Raw genomic sequence first — 18,459 nt, 5'->3', positions numbered from 1 at the left:
TATTATTATGATTTCATGAAAATCAATTCTACCTTTGTCCACTCTCCATATTTACTGTCAATATTAATATTTGCATTATTCTCTTTTGCATATTGATAACATATTGCTAATCCTAGTCCAGTACCATTATCTTTTGTAGTAAAAAAAGGATCGAATATATTATTAAAATCATCATCAGCAATACCCCTGCCATTATCCAATATACTTAAAATTATTTCTTCTTGTCTATCCTCCATATCGATTCTGATTGCACCATCACCTTTAATAGCATCAATACTATTGCGAAGAATATTTATTATTATTTGCTTGATTTGTTGCATATCAGCATATAGAAATTTTTGTGACTTATCCAAGTAATTAATGTCTATCCCTTTGCTCTCTATTTCAGATGCAAAAATATCGATGATTTGGTTAACCAGCTGTACTATATCGAAATTTTCTTTTTTTAATTTTTTTGGTTTAGAATAATCTATTAAGTCAGTCAGCAATCCATTTAATCGTTCAATTTCAGTTGGAATCTCAGTTGTAATCTTTTTTCTAAACTCTACATTCTCATATTTTATAGGCAATAAATCAATATATGCTTTTATAGATGTAAGGGGATTTCTTATCTCATGAGACATTCTTGATATTAGAGTACCCAAGGAATTCATTTTGTCATTTTCAGCAAGTCTTTTTCTTAGCATGCTGATTTCCGTTATATCATTAAATGTAATTACAGCTCCAATATTTTCATTATTTAAATCAAATAATGGTTTTAATATATAGGATAATATATTTTCCTTATTATCCTTATAATATCTCTTTTCCTGAAAGCTAAATTGTTTTTCAAATTTTAGACACTCCCTTAAATGATCGACATTAATATAATTTTCTAATCCAACTTCATCATACCTCATACCAATAAATTCTTCACTGTTAATATTCAACAAACTTTCGCAGCTTTTATTTAGAGTTGTAATGACTCCATTCTTATCAAAGGTTATAAGACCATTTCCAATACCATTTAAAATCTGTTCTTTATATTTGTCACTCTCTTTTATAATCTGCTGATTTTGCTTTAATTCGTCATTTACTATTTTAAGGTCAACAGTCCTCATTTCCACTTCTTTCTTTAAAATACTATTAATTCTAATAAAGAAAAGATTTATTAAAATTGCTATAAAAATAATAAGTGATAATGCATAAAGTATGTTCAATAAGTCCTTCCAAGCTGGCTTTATTTCTTTCCCAAACCATTTTTCATATATATTATAGTAGGTACCTTTCTTTTTTAAGTTTTCTAACCCTTGATTGAAATCATTCATTAATTCTTTATTGCCTTTTTTAAATGCCATCCCATAAGATGTAAAGCTTATGTCATTTCCTACAATTCTTATTGAATCAATACTTCTATTTTTCTGAAGTATATATAATCCTGTAAGCTTATTTCCTACAACAGCATCAACTTCATTTTTAATAAGCTTTTCAAAGGCAATATCTAAATCCGAAAAAAAGACTACTTCTATTTCTCCTCGATCTGCTAATGCATATGCAGCAAAGTCACTTCTCTGCACAGCAACCCTGCGTTCCTTTAGGCTATCTATTCCTAATATTTGAGATTCATCCTTTCTAACAAAACAAACCAGAGAGTTTTTTAAATACTCATTAGAAAAATCATACATAGCTAGTCTAGTATCATTATAATTCATGCCCTGTATTGCATCTATACTTCCATTCTGTAGTGAAATATGAGCATCCACCCAGTCCATTGGAACTAGTTTTATTTCCACTCCCATTTCCAGTGCTAAAGCCTTCATTAAGTCTACATTAAATCCTCTATATTCACCATCGCTATCTAAATATTCAAAAGGAGGATAATTCTTCTCCCCTCCAATTGTTATAATCTTATCAACATCAATACAGTATGAATTTGAACTAATAAATAATAGCATTATTAATAATGAGGCAATACTAATTAATCTGTCTCTCACTAGGGTATCCACCTTTATATAAAGTTAATTTATACTCAATTCAATAATAGTTATAATAATCTATGGATTTATTATAACAAATTTCGACACTCTGCTCCAGTAAAAGGATATAGCTGTACATGAAAACTGCCTCCTACAGGCAGTTTTTTCATTATAATTGCAAGAATCAATTAGGTTAACAATTTAAACTCTTCATCATCTCCACGTTAATTTTTCTAATTCAATATGACTACGATACCACCCATCATTTTCTAAAAGTAATTCTGGTGAACCTGAGTTTTTAACTTTTCCATTTTCTAAAATAACTACAGTATCACAAGAAATCATAGAAAATAATCGGTGAGATATTGATAAAATAGTACGTGTATCACTAGCTTTTTGCAATACAGATATTATTTTTTCTTCAGTAATTGCATCTAGATTCGCAGTTATTTCATCAAGAAGTAATATAGGCGGATTAGTGACTATAGCTCTTGCAATAGCCAGTAATTGTTTCTGTCCTTGTGAAAAAAGATTGTTATCCATCTTTGTATCATATCCATTTTCTAGGGATAATACATAATCACTTAGTCCTACAAAATCTATAGCATCTTCAATCTGTTCTCTTGCAATACTTTCATCCTGGAAACTAACTTGATCTGCTACTGTACCTTTTATAGCATGAAAACTTTGATCCACATACCCAAATATTTTCCTTTTTTCAGTATTTGGAATGCTATATACATCAACTTGATTTATAGTTATGCTCCCATCAGTCGGTTTAAGAAGTCCTAGTATTAGTTTAAATAATGTGGATTTCCCGACCCCTGTCCTGCCTACAAAAGTCACCTTTTCCTGTGGCTGAAATTGAAGGTTTATATTTTGTAAAATGTCTCTTTCTTCTTCATAGTAAAAGCTAAGATCATTAAAGGATATTCTTACTTCTTCCCTATTTGATATAATTGATTCGGCAGAAAGTTCACTGTCCTTATAATCATCTTCTGGCTCATTATAAAATTCATTAACCCTATATATTCCTGATATAGCCCCTTGAATACTTTGAAGCTCCATACCTAAATCTTGAATAGGACTAAGAAGATTGGAAATCAATTCAATGGAAGCAGCAACCATACCTAAAGATATACCTAAATACCTCAATTCTTTAGATGATAATATAACAACAACAGCAATTATTATGGCACGAATAATCATAATAATTGGTGAAAATATTGAGTCATAGAAATTAACCTTTTCCATTGTCTTATAGTTATCTATCAGATAGGTTTTATAATTTTCTTCCATATAACTTTCCTTGCTAAAGGATTTTATCATCTCTATATTTTTTAAGCTTTCAGAAATATGATTATTTACCTTTCCTACCAACACACGATTTTTTATCTGTGCCTCTAACATACGTTTTTGAAATATTCTTATGATAATAAATATAATAGGTAATAAAACCAAAGTAATTATCCCAAGCCTCACGCTAAAGAACCAGATAGACCCTAAGATACCAATAATTTTAAATGAGTCAACTGTCATACTAACTATGCCAGATGTAAATAGAGAACTAATTGCATCAACGTCATTAGTAAAACGGGAAACTACAGTACCAGATCCATTATAAGAAAAAAATATAGCATTTATTTTCTCAAGTTTTCCCATCATCTCCATACGAATTTCCTTGGTGATTTTTTGACCTAGAATAGTTAAAATGGCTTCTTTCACAAAATCAAATATCCCAATAAACATTAGAATACCAAGATACCAAACAGCTAAAGATAGTAGCCCTGCAATATTTCTAGGCACAAGGTTTTGGTCAATTATCTTTCTTAAAATCTGTGGAGGAAGTAATGATGTAATAACTATTCCTACGATTATAACTACAAGTAATGCAACGGATATAACATTTTCTTTGATTACATGCTTAATAGATTTCTTTACTAAATTATTTTTCATCAATACCACCTCCACTGCTTTGTAAATCATATATAGATTTATATAATGCAGAACTTTCCATCAACTCATTATGTGTACCATAGTTCACACTTTTATCATCATTAATCAATAAAATTTTATTTATTTTATCAAAAATACTCAATCTGTGGGAAATCAAAATGATTATACTCTCTTTATAGTTCTTTCTTAAATTTTCAATTATCTTCTCTTCAGTTTTCATGTCTACTGCAGAAAAAGGGTCATCTAAGATAATTATTTTATTTTTCCTTACCAAAGTTCTAGCAAGGGCTATTCTTGATTGTTGTCCACCACTTAGTCGAATTCCATTGTTACCAACTATAGTAGATTCTCCCTCTGGCATAGCTTTTAAATCATCTTCGAAGCAAATATCTCTTAAAACAGAGTTAATTTTTAAATCTTCCCCAAGAGTAATATTATTGTAAATAGTATCTGAAAGCAATTGAGGTTTATGTCCTAAGTAAGAAATCATCTGACTACGTTCATATTCAGAATAAGATTTAAGTTCTTTCCCATCTACTTTTATACTTCCAAGATAAGGATATTGTCCCAATAGCGCTATTCCCAATGTAGTTTTACCACATGCTATAGGCCCTGTTACACCGATAATTTCTCCTTCTTTAGCTTCAAAGTTGATATCTTCGATAATATTATCTTTTCCAATAGAATAGGTAAAACTAAGGCTATCAACAATAAGACTTGTTTTGTCCTCTTTAATGTTAATAGTAGTATCTTTTGTCTGGTATTCAGAAAGATAGGGTTTAATTCTTTTCCATGATACCTGTGATTTCTGTACAGAATTAAATAGCTTTGCTGCCTTACTTGCCTTAACTGCCATTGCAGTAAAAATAGATATATAGGCGGAAAAGATTCCTACAGTCCAATTACCTTCAATTGTTTTAGTACCACCTAGATAGATTACAAGAATAATCCCTAGCATGGCAATAACATTATAAATTGGCTGCATAGAATTCTCTAAAATATGAGCTTTAATTGCCTTATTCTGCAAATCCTCCAGTTCAATATTGTATTTCTCCCGATTTCGCTTTTCAATACCATTCACACGATAAAGAATAGCGTTTTCAATAGTACCATAGGTAAGATCAGCAACCTCACTACTTTTGGTTCGAAATGCAATGGAATATTTATAGATAATTACTTTAAGTTTTTCGGCTAAAATCATAGCAACTGGAATAAAAATAGATGCTAAAATCGTTATTTTTACATCGTATACGAGCATTGAAATAAAATAGGATAGCATAAGTACACCTGTGTCAAATACCTCTGTAGTAAATTTACGCATACCCTCTACACATAATTCTACATCTGAAATAGCTCGTGTCATTAAGTTTCCAGCACTTTCATCATCTAGCTGGATAATGCTTTTATTCATAATATTATTGTATATCATAAAACGCATTGTAGCACTGGTATTATTAGCAAAGCGTCTGATGTAGAGACGTTTGAAATAGCGCATTAATTGAATTGTAACAATAATAGCAATAAACTTAATTCCTAGAACTATTAAAGTAGATAGGCTATCCCCTCTTAAAATAGAGTCTATTAATTTTCCTTGATAAATAGGCCCTAGAACAGTTCCTCCATTGAAAACTAGTCCAAAAAACACAATCAATGCTACAGTAAACTTTTCATTTTTCCAATAGCTAATTATCTTATTTGGATTCTTAATTGGTTTTACTTTAGTATCTTTCATGGCAGTTTCCATCTCTTTTCTTCTAAAATCTCATTATCTATATTCTAAACATTTTATCATCATATGTCTATTTGCTTTTATTTTTGTATTTTCTTAAAATAAAAAAGACCAAAAGTAGAACTTTCCTATTCCTTATAAAAAAGTCACCTTAAAGTATCTATTAAGGAATACTCTATAGGTGACTTCTATTAATCTTATTAAAATTAAATCATAATGATTACATATTCAGAAAATCAAATACTGTTTGAACAAATAAGGCAGTTCCAATATGCAAAACATCTTCTGCTATATTAAATTTTGGATTATGGGATGAAATAAAGTTCCCCTCTGAGTCATATTCGCTTGAAGCTAAGAAGAAGAAAGTGCCAGGAACTTCTTGTAAGAAAAATGCCATGTCTTCTCCACCCATAATAGGTCTTTCCATTTCTATTATGTTTTCACTTCCAACTATTTTCTGAGCAGATTTTATAAACTTTTCTGTAATTTCTTTTGAGTTTACAAGCGGTGGATATCCAAATTCATATTCATATTCGCAGTCACCCCTCATTGCCTTAGCAATACCTGTAGATATTTCTCCAATCCTCTTTGCTGCTTGTTCCCTTAATTCTTGATCTACAAATCTGGCGGTTCCCTCCATTTCTATAAATTCAGGTATTATATTAAAAGCCGTCCCTCCGTTTATCTTTCCAACAGTGATTATTGCAGGCTCTGGGCCACCTTTTTCTCTACTTACAATACATTGTAAGGCTCCTATAACTTGTGCTGATATAGTCACGGGGTCAACTCCTAGCTCTGGATATGCACCATGAGCCCCTATTCCCTTTATTTTTAAATAGAATTTATCTAAACAAGTCATGGTTTTACCATAATTAACTATTACTTTCCCGTCTGGAACACCTTTGGAAGGTGCTCCTATATGAAGACCTACTATATTGTCTACCTTAGGACTTTCTAAAGCACCTTCTTCTATCATATGTTTGGCTCCAGCAAATCCTTCTTCACCCGGCTGAAATAATAGTTTTACAGTTCCTTTTAATAAATGTTCATTATCCTTTAATATCTTAGCTGCACCTAATAACATTGCTGTATGGGCATCATGACCACAGGCATGCATATTCCCATTCTTCGACGAATAAGGCACACTGGTCTCTTCTTTTATTGGAAGTGCATCCATATCAGCTCTTAATGCTATTGTCTTTCCTTGATTCTTCTCTCCAATCAACGCTACTATAGCTGAACCATTAACAAGTGTTTTATACTCTATTCTCATCTCTTTAAGTCTCATCTGAACATAGTCTGATGTTTGAGGTAAATCTAGTCCAATTTCAGGTATTTGATGCAAGTCTCTTCTCCATTTAATTATATCTTTCTCAATTTCTTTTGCACATTCTTTAAAATTCACAGCATATTCCTCCTCTGATAATATTATCAAACCAATAAATAATATAAAAGCTTAACAGTTTTGTCCCTTATACGATGGTTACTTCTCATATTTCAGAATTATTTATTTTAATTTCTATGCTTACAATAATCTATTGATTTAATCTCTGTTTTTTATAATCAATTATAGCAACAAATGCAGTCACAAAAACACATAGTGGTACTGCAAGCCATGCTGGAACTAGCTGTGTCATGTTGATAATTATCCCAACTGCTAGTCCAACAACAGCACATTTGTAAAATTTAAGAGCAAACATTGTTAATAAAGCCCCCATAATAGCAGGAAAAACAAATCCAAAAGCTGTTATTACGTATTCAGGTAACACTCCAATTATAGCATTACCTGCAAACGCGCCTATGGTAACTATAATCAAGTTTGTTATTATTGATCCCGCTATACTTATAGTTGAAATCAATTCAGCTTCTTGGCTTCCAGCATCAACCCCTAGAGCGTCCTGGGCAACTGCTGATGCAGGAACTCTCACATTCGCTATATTTCCAGATAAGAATGACATATAAGTACCAGATAATCCTAATATAGGAAAATAGGAAATTGGCTCAACTATATAGAAGGCTCCATACATTGAGGCGATTAAGAACCATCCTGTTAAAATAGTTTTTACAGAAGGTATTGCTCCATATCTTATCCATAGATATATTGCTGGTAAAAAACATAAAACCACAGCAGTTAATATTGTCCATCTTCCAGTTGAAATTATCTTTTTAGTAAACGTTTCTTCATATGAACGATTTTCCATAGATTTCACTCCTTAGTATTATTTAAATAATGCTGCAACGAACATGGCAACAAACATGGCTATTCCTAGATTCCATTCTTTTAAGGCTTTCACTTTCTCTGAAAGTTTCACCATCACCATCATAACTATAGTAGCTACTAATACCGCTATAAGGTTTGTAGACACAAGATTACCTTTACTTATAATTTGCCCTGAAACAATAAAAGATGAAGCCCCTATAATAGCACCTGTCCCTATTTGACCTACAAGCTTAGCATCTCCACCTGTTACCTTCTCTTTTACAATATCTAACTTATCTGCAAACAAAGCTACAACTAATAACCATCCTATACCATTTAATGTCATAGTCCAAACAGATGACGCAAATGCTGTCAAATCATATTGACTAGACCCAAATTCAACTCCCATTGCCTGTGCACCCATTGCAGCTCCTGCGAGCTCTGCTGGTGCTGATCCTATGATTGATAACCTTAGCCAAGTAATAGGTGCTCCAACTACCGCCATCATTCCAAGCATTACTACAAGCACAGCTAATGAAGGTCCTATTGCTGCAATAGCTCCAATCCTAAATGCTTTAACACCATCTTCACGCTTCAAGTTAATTGTTTTCCCTGCTTCAAAGGCTTTCTTGGTAAATATAATTGCCTGTACACCTACTATTAAAACAACAGGCAGACACATAAGCCATAAAATTGGATCATTAGCTACTTCTAAATACTCTCTCACGTCTTCTTCCTCCATTTTTTTAAATTTTATAATCAATATAAGTCATTGTGATATTTATCACATTTTTTATTATAATATATAAAGCAAACAGATTTTTTGTTAATATTTCCAAAATTCTTTTAATTTTTGTGAATTTTTCTAAATGATTATAGATTTATATAATAAATAAAAGCACAGTTTAGAATCTGTGCTTTCTCTAAATAAATATTTAATTAAACAATTTTAAGAATTTCAAAACTATCTCTATCTTTAACCTTTCAACAGAGTCTTCACTATCCATATCTATTAGATTCTTAATTTTATTTATTCTATATCTTACTGTATTATTATGAACAAAGAGCTTTTCAGCCGTTAAAGAGTAGTTCTGATTACATTCTAAAAAGCTTTTCAAAGTAATTATCAGTTCTTGACCATCTTCCTCTAATGTTAAAGGTTTTATATATTCGTTATATATACTCATATTTTCCTTTTTGAATTCTTCTATGTTAATAAATTTGAAAGGTCCTAGATTATCATAAAGAACCACTTTAGATTCAGGGTAAATATATCTTGATATATCAATAGTCTTGGAACTCTCAGTATAACTATTTTTCACATTCTTTATATCTACAAAGCCTCTAGAAACTCCTGCTACAAACTTTCCTTTTATTACTTCATTTTCAAAGCATTTAATAAGTTGACTTATACTTATTTTTATAAATTCATTTGTTTTATGTATATCCTTATCTTTCTTATAGAGCATAACTATTTCATCTTTACCTGCTAATCCAAAGATTATTTCATCTCTTTGAAAAATATTATATATGCATCTAGATATTTTTTCTCTATGATCATATAAACTTATTTCATGGCTAAACTGCTTTATGCTTATACACAAATATAGCCCCTCAGTATCTAGAACCTTTCTTATTATCTGAGTTTCATTCTGAAAGTTACTCTCTATTATTTGTCGAATCAATTCATCTTGAAATTTATCCTTAAAAGAATTTTCAAAATATATACTTCCATATTCATGTAGTAGAAGGACAAAGCTCAACCTTATTGTATATAGGTCATAGTAATCACTTTTCTCTTGATTTTCCCAAACTACAAGATAGGCAAGAACTATATTATCTATTTCTATTGGGAGAACTATCCGTAAGCTATCTTCCTTATTCTCAAGATTTTCTATTCTAAACATATGAAATTTTTCAGATAAGCTTTCCTTTTCATGTTTGCAATCTGGATTCCATATGAATTCATAATCACTTAATTTAGTATTTTTAATACTTTTATTAAATGTTGAATATATCTTGTTTTTGCAAAAATCATATACTTCCACTGGCTTTCCTATATTATTATATAATCCTTCTATTATCTCCTTTATTTTTCTATCATGATCTTTATTCCCATATACCTGAATAAAATTAGTTAATTTTTCTATATATCTATCTATAGCTATTTCATTAATGGCATTTCCCATTTCTATCCATGCAGAATCTTTAGGTAAGTCAATAAGAGGAAACTTTAACCCATCGCATAGCTCTACAATTTCTTTAGGAATCTCATCTAAATATCTGCCGACCTTTATGCCTAAACCTGCTGCATTAGCCTCATTTGCCTCAATTATTACTTCTTTGAAATACTCTATATTACCATTAAATAAATATCCTGTAGAGAGCATCAGCTCTTTTCCCCTAGCCCATTGTCCACCAGTAGGCGCATCCTGAGATGAAATACCTTGAACTATTCTATCAAGCCCTTCTTTTCCTGCCAATACTCTAGCTTCTGAGAAAAAATCCGATGCCAATATTTCCCTTAAACTTACTCCCATTTAAATGATCATCCCTTCCAGTACATTAAATCCATAGTATTATAATTCCTTTTCTTTTAAATTATTATCTATATTCTAATCATTTTGCCTTAAGATGTCTATTTACTTTTATTTATTCCCCCAATTCTTTACCTAAACTTAACTTAATGTTAAAAGAGACTTTATATTTCTATTGTATAATTAAAGCACAATATAAATATAGGAGGCGAAATAATGAAAGGATTAAATTTATGTATTGATATTGATGGGACTATTACCGAGGCTTACGATTGGATTCCTAGGGTAAATGACTATTTCAATGCTAATATCAAACCTAAGGATGTAACAGTATACGAAATACATCGGGTTTTAGGAGTAGATAGGGCAGCTTATGAGTTATTTTATGCTTTATACGGCGAAGCATTACATCAAGAAGCTAGAATTAGAAAGGGTGCCAAAAAAGTTCTTAGCAATTTGTATAGACAGCATCAAATTCATTTCGTTACTGCAAGAGAAGAAAGAATGAAAAATGTGACTTATTTATGGTTTTCCCATCATAAAATATCAATGGATTCACTAACTCTATTAGGTTCCCACAATAAAGTTGGCACTGCAAAGGATTTAAGTTGTGATATCTTTATAGAAGATCGATATGAAAATGCTATGCAGTTGGCTGATTCTGGATTTGAAGTGCTCCTTATGGACTGCAACTACAACAAAGGACCCTTGCCATCGAATATCACACGTGTGACAAATTGGTTTGAAATAGAGGACATAATAGAAAACCGTGCAGAAAAACAACTTAATGATTTTAGAATTGCATAATAATTTTAGATTATATTAAGTATAATTAAATATAATATTTTAGAGGAGGATTTTTTATGCTAAATGGTTCAAAGGTAAGAGAACTAAGAAACAGCAAAGGATATACTACATTGGATATAGCAAAATTTACTCATATCTCTAAATCTTATATTGAAGAATTAGAGCGAGGAACAAAGAAAAATCCCGCTTTTAACAAAGTAGTTTTATTGGCAGAAGTTTTAGGCGTTAAAGTAGATGATCTAGTCTTGAGAATGTAAGCTGCTTATATTTATTTTTATTAATTGAAAAATACCCCTTAATAAAATCAAGGGGCAATGTTTTTTCATGATAATAATTTCTCTCCGCTTAAACTAACACCTATTGCTCCAAGAGGTGCTGTGAGAACAATGGCTAAAACTGCTATGGATAAAATCAAATCTCCTGACTCTACTCCTAGAGACAATGGAATAGCTCCTATGGCTGCTTGAACTGTTGCCTTTGGTATATATGCTATAATACAAAATATCTTTTCCTTCATATTTAGATTAGTTTTTAATAGCGATAATACTACTCCTATGCTTCTAGCAAATAATCCTATAACAATTAATAACATACCTTTAAAACCTGTATCAAGTGCTAACCAAATATTTACCTGGGCACCTACCAATACAAATAATAATATCTCTGCAAAAACCCAGATTTTATTAAGCTTAACAGCAATTCTTTTTCCTATATGAGGCATAGATTCAAATATAATAAATCCAATTGTCATAACACCTAATAGCCCTGCAATTTCTATCTTAGACTTAACTAAATCCTCAAAAGCTGTAAGAAGAATTCCCGCACCAATAATATATAATACCTTTTTCGTATCTCTGATAGAATATCTTTTAAATATCTTAACTAAAAATATTCCTATAACTACCCCAGCCAATATTCCTAAAATAATAGATATTGGAATACTTAAAATCCGCATACCTATATTAATCTTTGAACCACTATATATTCCTAAAAATGTAGAAAAAATTGTAATAGCAAAAACATCATCAATTGAAGCTCCAGCCAGTATTAGAGTGGGTATCCCTTTTTCTCCTCCAAGTCCTCTTTCCATGAAATTAAGCATTGCAGGCACGATGACTGCTGGAGATACTGCTGCAATTATAAATCCAAGCATGCCTCCTTGTACGAAATTGAATTGAAATATCTTCATAGCTGCATAAGCTATTGCTAAACCTTCAAATAATCCCGGTATACAACTTAACCTTATGGCAGAAGCACCAACCTTTTTTAAATCTTCCTTGCTAATTCCAAATCCCGCTCTAAGTAGTATTATAATTAACGCAAGCTTTCTAAAATCAGCTGAAACTTTTATAATGTCTTCACTAAGCCAATTAAGCCCATATGGTCCTATAATAACACCTGCAATAATCATACCTAATAGTCCTGGCAATTTTATCCTCGTGAACACTGCATTTGCTAGAAGTCCTAATATTATTATGATTCCTAAACTCGTTGCCATGTTATCAATCCTCCTAAAATTAGACATAAAAAAACCTACAGATATCCCATATCTGTAGGAGTTATTAGCATATAGCAGTTAAGGTCAACCCCATGACCTATTTTTTATTATATCATTTCTTATATATGTTTACAACCTATTTATACCCTATCTACTTATCCTAAATATCCTGAAAATTATAATATAAATATAATAGCCCAATATCATTAGATTTATATATTTATTATAAATTCATTCTTACTCAACATATTACAAATTCTAATAATATCTTCTTGTGAAAATGTTTTTTGAAACTTTTTCTTAACTTTTTTGAAATAAGAAAATCTAACAATAGAATGGGATTCTATTCTCTTTATATATTCTTTACTGAATCTACTTTTATTCTTAGATATAGCTTCAAATATCATAATGTGAGAACAATCCTGAATTACTCTTTTTAATTTCTTTGCTTTTTCAGAGGTAAAAGTAGTTTCATTATTAAAGAAAGTATCAATAAAATTTAGCAGCTTATTTATCAGTCTATCTAATTTATACTTATCCGCTATTTGAGAGAATATGGTCATATGTTTATTATTATAATCTTCCCTTACATCCTGTAGATCATCTATTATCTGAAGAAATACTCCATAACCAAACATAAACTCTGCTTCAGCTCTATCTAATATTCCTCTAACTAAATACCCATCAGCTAATACAGATGTACCTCCCTTTTCAAAGGTAATCCCTATTATATTCTTTTCAAAAGGTAATGTTTTTTCCCTTTGCTGTATGAGACTTTGTTCTTGGGCTGTATGAATACCTAGAAGGCTTTCAAAGACTTCAGAATAAGTATTCCTTTGAAACTCATATTCTATCTTTTTTACAAGATTGTAAATATGTTGTTCCATATTATTTAAAGGAGCACTGTCTTTTCCTAATAACCAATCTCTAAACCTTTTATTAAACTCTACCTTTTCTCCAACTGAAATATTAGCATCATCTAAATAATTATCGCTATATGGATATAACATGCTATAAGCGAATATGGAAGGTGTTAGCTTTACCTCCATATTATATAATATTTGTATACTATTCATAATCCAAACATTTCTAATAGCTTGAAATATATCATAAACCTCCATTTGAGAATCAAATTTCTTTACCTCGTCTATAAATTCTCTAGTAATATTTCCATACCCATTATCAATAAAAAAATCTATAATGCTTTCTTCATAATTTGATATCTGTATCTCCATTTCCTTTATCAGTTCAAATACTTCTTTTCTTAAATCTTCCTCTTCATTCTCATTCTTCGGTATTTTCTTTAATGTTCTAAACAGTGCTTTTCTAAACAATTCTATTTTTTTCTCATTCTTAATTTTTTCAGCAAAGGAGATTTTTTCAGTCGGCATATGTAGTTCAGGCTTTGTTTCCCACCATATAGAAAGATACTTATCTGTTAATTCCTTTATCACTCCATCACCGTCCCTCTCATAATAGTAGATTAATTATACTATATTAGATAGCTTGGGGAAAGTGTAAGAAATTAAAATACTGCCAGTGGCAGTATTTTAATTTCTTTCTTGCAATCTATGTGAGCAATTAGGACAATATTTCCAATCTCTTTTTATTTCCATACTACAATTTGTACATTTTAGAATTCCCATACTAAATTGTTTTCTCATAACTAGATATACTATTAATCCTACAAAATTAGGCACGTATGCTGCTGTTGCCATCCATAAATAAGGATCCATTCCCCTAGATTTGGCATCTTTATATACATATCTACATATAGCTATGATTACAATTGCTAGAACTACAAGAATTAATAAAAATAAAGAGAGAACTCTAGAATGTATTTCCTGTGAATGACCTAATTTCAAGACAATTAAAGTTAGGGGAAATATTCCAAAACCTATCCACAGTGCTGTAATAAACCAGAATAAATTTTTACTTTTCATAATTAATCTCTCCTTCCTTATTGTTTCTCAACACAATGATTACTCCAAGTGACGATATGCAACCTATCAAGTGTATTATACATAACAATGAAACTGTAGCTTCGAGTCCAATATATTTACTCCCTACAACAGTAATTCCTAAAATGGCTATTATATACGATATAATTGATAGTAATATTAAATAATAAATATTCTTATTTTTTATAAATGCAATTGTATCATCTACTAAATTCTCTGAAGGATGAATTTCCTTCCTGCCCATTTCTAATAATATTTGTTCTAATTCTTTATCGTCCATATCCATCCTCCTCTAAGATATCTTTTAGCTTTGTCTTTGCAGTATTTATTCTAGATTTAATTGTCCCTTCGGGTACTCCTAATATCTCTGCGATTTCTTTATATGATAGTGATCTGTAATAATATAGAATTAGAGGTAGTTTATGTTTGTCTTTCAACTTACTTATTGCTTCTTGTACCCTTTTTCTTTCTTCTTCTTTGTGATATTCTTCTTCTGGTAGTCCTAATATCGAATTGGCATTGTCTAATATACGGTTTTTCTCATCAGAGTCAGTAAAATCCACTATCCTATTTAACCACCGTTTTGCTTTTCTATACCTATCTCTGTAGGAATTAAGTGCGATAGTATACAGCCAGCCCTCAAAACTTTTACTTTCATCAAAGGAATCTAGATTAGAAAATACTTTTATCCAAGTATCTTGAAATAAATCGTCAGCCTCTTGTTTATTTCTAGACAGATGAAAGCAAAAAGTATATAATTTTGTTTTATTCTTATTGATTATCAAATCTATATCTTCTCTCAAGCCTTCATCCTCCTTTATATATGTATTACGCCTTAACTTAATATTAGTTCATTTTTAAATAAAAATTCCAAAACATATATATTATATTCAACCTTAGATTGTTTCTTTTATAAACTGTAGATAAATGATTAAAATAAGGAAACTAAAAAGAGTAAAAGAAATATATAATTTTATTTCTTTTACTCCCTAATGTCCTTAAACCTTATATAATATTCTAGAAGTCTTCTGCATAGTATGAGCTTCTAACAAGTGGTGATGAAGCTACCCTCTTAAATCCCATAGATAATGCAATCTCTTTATATTCATCAAACTGCCCTGGGGTAATATATTCTACTACTGGAATATGAGCTGTAGTAGGCTGTAGATATTGCCCCAATGTCAACATATCACAATCAACTTCTCTTAATCTTTTAAATACATCTATTACCTGTTCCTTAGTTTCACCTAAACCTAGCATCATACCTGATTTAGTTTTCATCTCTGGTCTTGTTCTTTTTACATAATCAAGTAATTCTATTGACCTCTCAAATATTGCCATAGGCCGAACCTCATCATATAACTCTGGTACTGTTTCTACATTATGATTCAATATATTTGGCTCTGAATCTAAAATAATATCTATCAATTCTTTATTTCCCTGCATATCTGGTATAAGTAGTTCAACTGTTACCTTTGGGGTAGTTTTTCTTATCTCCTCTACAACTCTTGCAAATTGGTTAGCTCCCTGATCCTCTAAATCATCTCTAGTAACTGATGTAATAACTGCATGTCTTAAACCAAGTTTAGCTACAGCCTTAGCTACATTTTCAGGCTCATCTGGATTTACTTTATCTGGCATTTCTCTAGTTACATTACAGAAAGTACAATTCCTAGTACAATTTCTGCCCAGTATCATAAATGTAGCAGTTCCTCTCTCATAACATTCCATCCTATTAGGCAATTTGCCTCATTACATACTGTATTCAAAGAAAGATCCGATATCAAAGAATTTACCTTGTTTGATACAGTTCCTCCTTGCATCTTTACTCTAATCCACTCTGGTTTTCTTAAACGCATTCATATCCCTCCATATTTGATTCTATATCCAGTAACCCTTCAATAAACTCTTTAACTGATAAACCTCTAATGTAATCATCTGTATTTATTTGATTTAAAACATTTTCTAAATCTTTTATACTATGCTTTACCCCTATTAATCTTTCCTCTAACTCTTGTATATTCTTCTCTCCAAAAAATCCCCATAAATAGAGATATTCTCAATTTGACCATCTTCAACCTCTAGATAGTATTCAATTACTCCGCTAGGATATTTAACAGAATTTTTATATCTATAATTTGGGCTTTTCCCATAATTCCATTCCCAGGTTTCAAATCGCTCTCTAACTATCTTATTAATTTCTTCTAAATCTTTTTCATTAAATTCATATATTGTTTCTATACCATGGGTTTTTATTACATAGTTTTTCAGGTATTCTCTAAACTCTAGTAGTGTCATGCTCTCTTTCATATGATTAGCGATATTCGTAACTCTTGCCCCTACCGATTTCACTGATTTATCAACAAATTTTATAGCCTTGGATTTTAGGGCCAAGGATAATTTTGACATGTCACAATCATATAGAAGAGTTCCATGGTGAAGAAGCTTGTCCTTCTGAAAATATTGGGCATTCCCAGAAAACTTCTTCCCATCTATTGTTATATCATTTCTTCCTGTAAATACGGCATTGACTCCTAATGACTGAAGAGCATTTATTACCGGCATTGCAAACTTTTCAAATCCATTTTTTACTTGTCCATCTGAAGAATTCCTATAAGTAATAAAAGAAAAATTCATATTACCCAAATCATTATAAACCGCTCCTCCTCCTGATAACCTTCTAACTATTATGATATCATTTTCTTTAACATAGTCTAAGTTTATCTCAGATAGAGTATTTTGATTTCTACCAATCAATATGGAGGGTTTATTTATCCATAACATAAATACCTCTTCATTAAAATTATTCATTAGATATTCTTCTGCAGCATGGTTAAAAAAAGGATCATTGCTATTATTTATTACATATATCATTTTATATCCTCCTATTGGTATAGTCTTTTTCGTCTCATTATATCTAATATTTTTAATCTTTTCAATATTATACTGTATAACCTTTACTCATCTTCTTCACATTACTTTATCTCATAAAATACATAGTATTACACCAAGTATAACATAATAATACAGTTCTCTTGTCTAAAAATTCTAGAACAAGAGAACTATATTATCTATGAAAGTATATCTTTAGTTTTAAATTTATATAAACCTATTACAAAAGCTATAACAAATAATATTATACTGAAGGGATAAATAAGCATACTTGATTCAAATAATCCTCCTCCAGAAGTAGCCATTGCAGGATAGGTCCAAGGGTAAAATATCCAATACTTAGTATTAGCCACAAGAAGTGCAGGAAGAGTAAGACCTATTCCTAATCCTAATGGTACTCCTACATGAGAGAAGTTTATACTTATAATATAAATTATTATCATAATAGGAAAAGATACTATATAGGATAAAAGAGGCTGTCCAATAATCATATCATAGGGAATAGGTCCGGGGGCTTTCACCATCTTTCCTGCTATTAATACACTTACTATAAAAACAAGTATATTTATGAAAACTATACTGCTACCTAAGATAAACTTGCTTATATACATATCCTTTCGTTTAACAGGAAGAGTTAAAGCATATTTCCATCCCCCATTGTCATTCTCTACTTTTCCCATAATAGACATAATCAAAGTAATCAATATAGGAAGCAATAGGAAGGAATAGAAAATAACACTTTGTGTATATATTTGGCTCCATATATTTTGGCCTTTTTCTGTAAATAGGTCATAATATCTTAAAAAGTTAGAAGCTCCTTGAAAGACTACAAATGCAGGAGCCAAAGCGGCAATCCATAAAACTTTTGAATGTTTTAATTTTAATATTTCTATTTGTAACATTTTTAACATTATATCTTCTCCT

The 18,459-nt window shown here is 30.6% G+C and carries 17 protein-coding genes, 1 pseudogene and 1 riboswitch; of the genes and pseudogenes, 2 read left to right on the top strand and 16 right to left on the bottom strand.

What is annotated here, in order from left to right:
• Positions 1–5: 5 nt before the first annotated feature.
• The 7 genes from CIW83_RS13020 to CIW83_RS12990 form a co-directional block, all read right to left on the bottom strand.
• Positions 6–1,973: a transporter substrate-binding domain-containing protein gene (locus tag CIW83_RS13020; protein ID WP_094901844.1), complete on the bottom strand. Its 1,968-nt coding sequence runs from the start codon at positions 1,971–1,973 to the stop codon at positions 6–8.
• A gap of 195 nt (positions 1,974–2,168) precedes the next feature.
• Positions 2,169–3,911, bottom strand: coding sequence for an ABC transporter ATP-binding protein (locus CIW83_RS13015; protein WP_094901842.1), 1,743 nt, complete (start codon positions 3,909–3,911; stop codon positions 2,169–2,171).
• The gene (locus CIW83_RS13010) at positions 3,901–5,643 is read right to left on the bottom strand and encodes an ABC transporter ATP-binding protein (RefSeq protein ID WP_094901898.1); all 1,743 of its coding nucleotides are present in this window, start codon (positions 5,641–5,643) and stop codon (positions 3,901–3,903) included. Before CIW83_RS13010 ends, CIW83_RS13015 begins: the two co-directional genes overlap by 11 nt.
• A gap of 217 nt (positions 5,644–5,860) precedes the next feature.
• Positions 5,861–7,045 (bottom strand): M20 family metallopeptidase, encoded by a 1,185-nt coding sequence (locus tag CIW83_RS13005; RefSeq protein ID WP_094901840.1) that lies wholly within the window; start codon positions 7,043–7,045, stop codon positions 5,861–5,863.
• A 130-nt stretch (positions 7,046–7,175) separates the two neighbouring features.
• Complete coding sequence (locus CIW83_RS13000; RefSeq protein ID WP_094901838.1) at positions 7,176–7,841, bottom strand: hypothetical protein; 666 nt, start codon at positions 7,839–7,841, stop codon at positions 7,176–7,178.
• Between the two features lie 18 nt (positions 7,842–7,859).
• Positions 7,860–8,567: a DUF5058 family protein gene (locus CIW83_RS12995; RefSeq protein WP_158220118.1), complete on the bottom strand. Its 708-nt coding sequence runs from the start codon at positions 8,565–8,567 to the stop codon at positions 7,860–7,862.
• A gap of 208 nt (positions 8,568–8,775) precedes the next feature.
• Positions 8,776–10,380: a PucR family transcriptional regulator gene (locus CIW83_RS12990; RefSeq protein ID WP_094901834.1), complete on the bottom strand. Its 1,605-nt coding sequence runs from the start codon at positions 10,378–10,380 to the stop codon at positions 8,776–8,778.
• A gap of 213 nt (positions 10,381–10,593) precedes the next feature.
• Here CIW83_RS12990 and CIW83_RS12985 point away from each other — a divergent pair, with 213 nt between their 5' ends.
• A complete protein-coding gene (locus CIW83_RS12985) occupies positions 10,594–11,184 on the top strand; it encodes a hypothetical protein (protein WP_094901832.1) in 591 nt (196 codons plus the stop codon).
• A 56-nt stretch (positions 11,185–11,240) separates the two neighbouring features.
• The gene (locus CIW83_RS12980; protein WP_094901830.1) at positions 11,241–11,441 is read left to right on the top strand and encodes a helix-turn-helix domain-containing protein; all 201 of its coding nucleotides are present in this window, start codon (positions 11,241–11,243) and stop codon (positions 11,439–11,441) included.
• A gap of 65 nt (positions 11,442–11,506) precedes the next feature.
• Here the strand turns inward: CIW83_RS12980 and CIW83_RS12975 are convergent, their stop codons facing one another.
• From CIW83_RS12975 to CIW83_RS12940, 9 genes and pseudogenes are all read right to left on the bottom strand, one after another.
• Positions 11,507–12,682, bottom strand: a complete 1,176-nt coding sequence (locus CIW83_RS12975) for a sodium:proton antiporter (RefSeq protein WP_094901828.1) — start codon at positions 12,680–12,682, stop codon at positions 11,507–11,509.
• A 48-nt stretch (positions 12,683–12,730) separates the two neighbouring features.
• Positions 12,731–12,789, bottom strand: a riboswitch (Fluoride riboswitch).
• A 105-nt stretch (positions 12,790–12,894) separates the two neighbouring features.
• Positions 12,895–14,136, bottom strand: coding sequence for a hypothetical protein (locus CIW83_RS12970; RefSeq protein ID WP_094901826.1), 1,242 nt, complete (start codon positions 14,134–14,136; stop codon positions 12,895–12,897).
• Positions 14,137–14,232: 96 nt separating this feature from the next.
• The gene (locus tag CIW83_RS12965) at positions 14,233–14,625 is read right to left on the bottom strand and encodes a zinc ribbon domain-containing protein (protein ID WP_094901824.1); all 393 of its coding nucleotides are present in this window, start codon (positions 14,623–14,625) and stop codon (positions 14,233–14,235) included.
• The gene (locus CIW83_RS12960; protein ID WP_094901822.1) at positions 14,615–14,923 is read right to left on the bottom strand and encodes a hypothetical protein; all 309 of its coding nucleotides are present in this window, start codon (positions 14,921–14,923) and stop codon (positions 14,615–14,617) included. The genes CIW83_RS12965 and CIW83_RS12960 overlap by 11 nt, the downstream gene beginning before the upstream one ends.
• Positions 14,913–15,446, bottom strand: a complete 534-nt coding sequence (locus tag CIW83_RS12955; protein WP_158220117.1) for a sigma-70 family RNA polymerase sigma factor — start codon at positions 15,444–15,446, stop codon at positions 14,913–14,915. The genes CIW83_RS12960 and CIW83_RS12955 overlap by 11 nt, the downstream gene beginning before the upstream one ends.
• Positions 15,447–15,660: 214 nt before the next feature.
• Entirely contained in the window at positions 15,661–16,341 is a 681-nt protein-coding gene (locus CIW83_RS12950) for a lipoyl synthase (RefSeq protein ID WP_235601331.1), read from the bottom strand.
• Complete coding sequence (locus CIW83_RS23780) at positions 16,338–16,502, bottom strand: hypothetical protein (protein ID WP_235601330.1); 165 nt, start codon at positions 16,500–16,502, stop codon at positions 16,338–16,340. Before CIW83_RS23780 ends, CIW83_RS12950 begins: the two co-directional genes overlap by 4 nt.
• Positions 16,493–17,517, bottom strand: a pseudogene (locus CIW83_RS12945) (lipoate--protein ligase). The gene CIW83_RS23780 and the pseudogene CIW83_RS12945 overlap by 10 nt, the downstream one beginning before the upstream one ends.
• Before the next feature lie 197 nt (positions 17,518–17,714).
• On the bottom strand, positions 17,715–18,446 hold the full coding sequence (locus CIW83_RS12940) for an ABC transporter permease (protein ID WP_143598561.1): 732 nt from the start codon (positions 18,444–18,446) through the stop codon (positions 17,715–17,717).
• Positions 18,447–18,459 lie beyond the last annotated feature (13 nt).

The organism is Tissierella sp. P1, from assembly GCF_002266425.1.
Lineage (GTDB): Bacteria > Bacillota > Clostridia > Tissierellales > Tissierellaceae > Tissierella > Tissierella carlieri.
Note: the sequence above shows the minus strand (reverse complement) of the source record. Positions and strands in the feature narration are given on the sequence as shown.

Coding starts and splice junctions, on each gene's coding strand:
- CIW83_RS12985 (WP_094901832.1), top strand. CDS start 10,594: ATGAAAGGATTAAATTTATGTATTGATATTGATGGGACTATTACCGAG.
- CIW83_RS12965 (WP_094901824.1), bottom strand. CDS start 14,625: ATGAAAAGTAAAAATTTATTCTGGTTTATTACAGCACTGTGGATAGGT.
- CIW83_RS12975 (WP_094901828.1), bottom strand. CDS start 12,682: ATGGCAACGAGTTTAGGAATCATAATAATATTAGGACTTCTAGCAAAT.
- CIW83_RS23780 (WP_235601330.1), bottom strand. CDS start 16,502: ATGCGTTTAAGAAAACCAGAGTGGATTAGAGTAAAGATGCAAGGAGGA.
- CIW83_RS12940 (WP_143598561.1), bottom strand. CDS start 18,446: ATGTTAAAAATGTTACAAATAGAAATATTAAAATTAAAACATTCAAAA.
- CIW83_RS13000 (WP_094901838.1), bottom strand. CDS start 7,841: ATGGAAAATCGTTCATATGAAGAAACGTTTACTAAAAAGATAATTTCA.
- CIW83_RS13015 (WP_094901842.1), bottom strand. CDS start 3,911: ATGAAAAATAATTTAGTAAAGAAATCTATTAAGCATGTAATCAAAGAA.
- CIW83_RS12980 (WP_094901830.1), top strand. CDS start 11,241: ATGCTAAATGGTTCAAAGGTAAGAGAACTAAGAAACAGCAAAGGATAT.
- CIW83_RS12990 (WP_094901834.1), bottom strand. CDS start 10,380: ATGGGAGTAAGTTTAAGGGAAATATTGGCATCGGATTTTTTCTCAGAA.
- CIW83_RS12950 (WP_235601331.1), bottom strand. CDS start 16,341: ATGATACTGGGCAGAAATTGTACTAGGAATTGTACTTTCTGTAATGTA.
- CIW83_RS13010 (WP_094901898.1), bottom strand. CDS start 5,643: ATGAAAGATACTAAAGTAAAACCAATTAAGAATCCAAATAAGATAATT.
- CIW83_RS12960 (WP_094901822.1), bottom strand. CDS start 14,923: ATGGACGATAAAGAATTAGAACAAATATTATTAGAAATGGGCAGGAAG.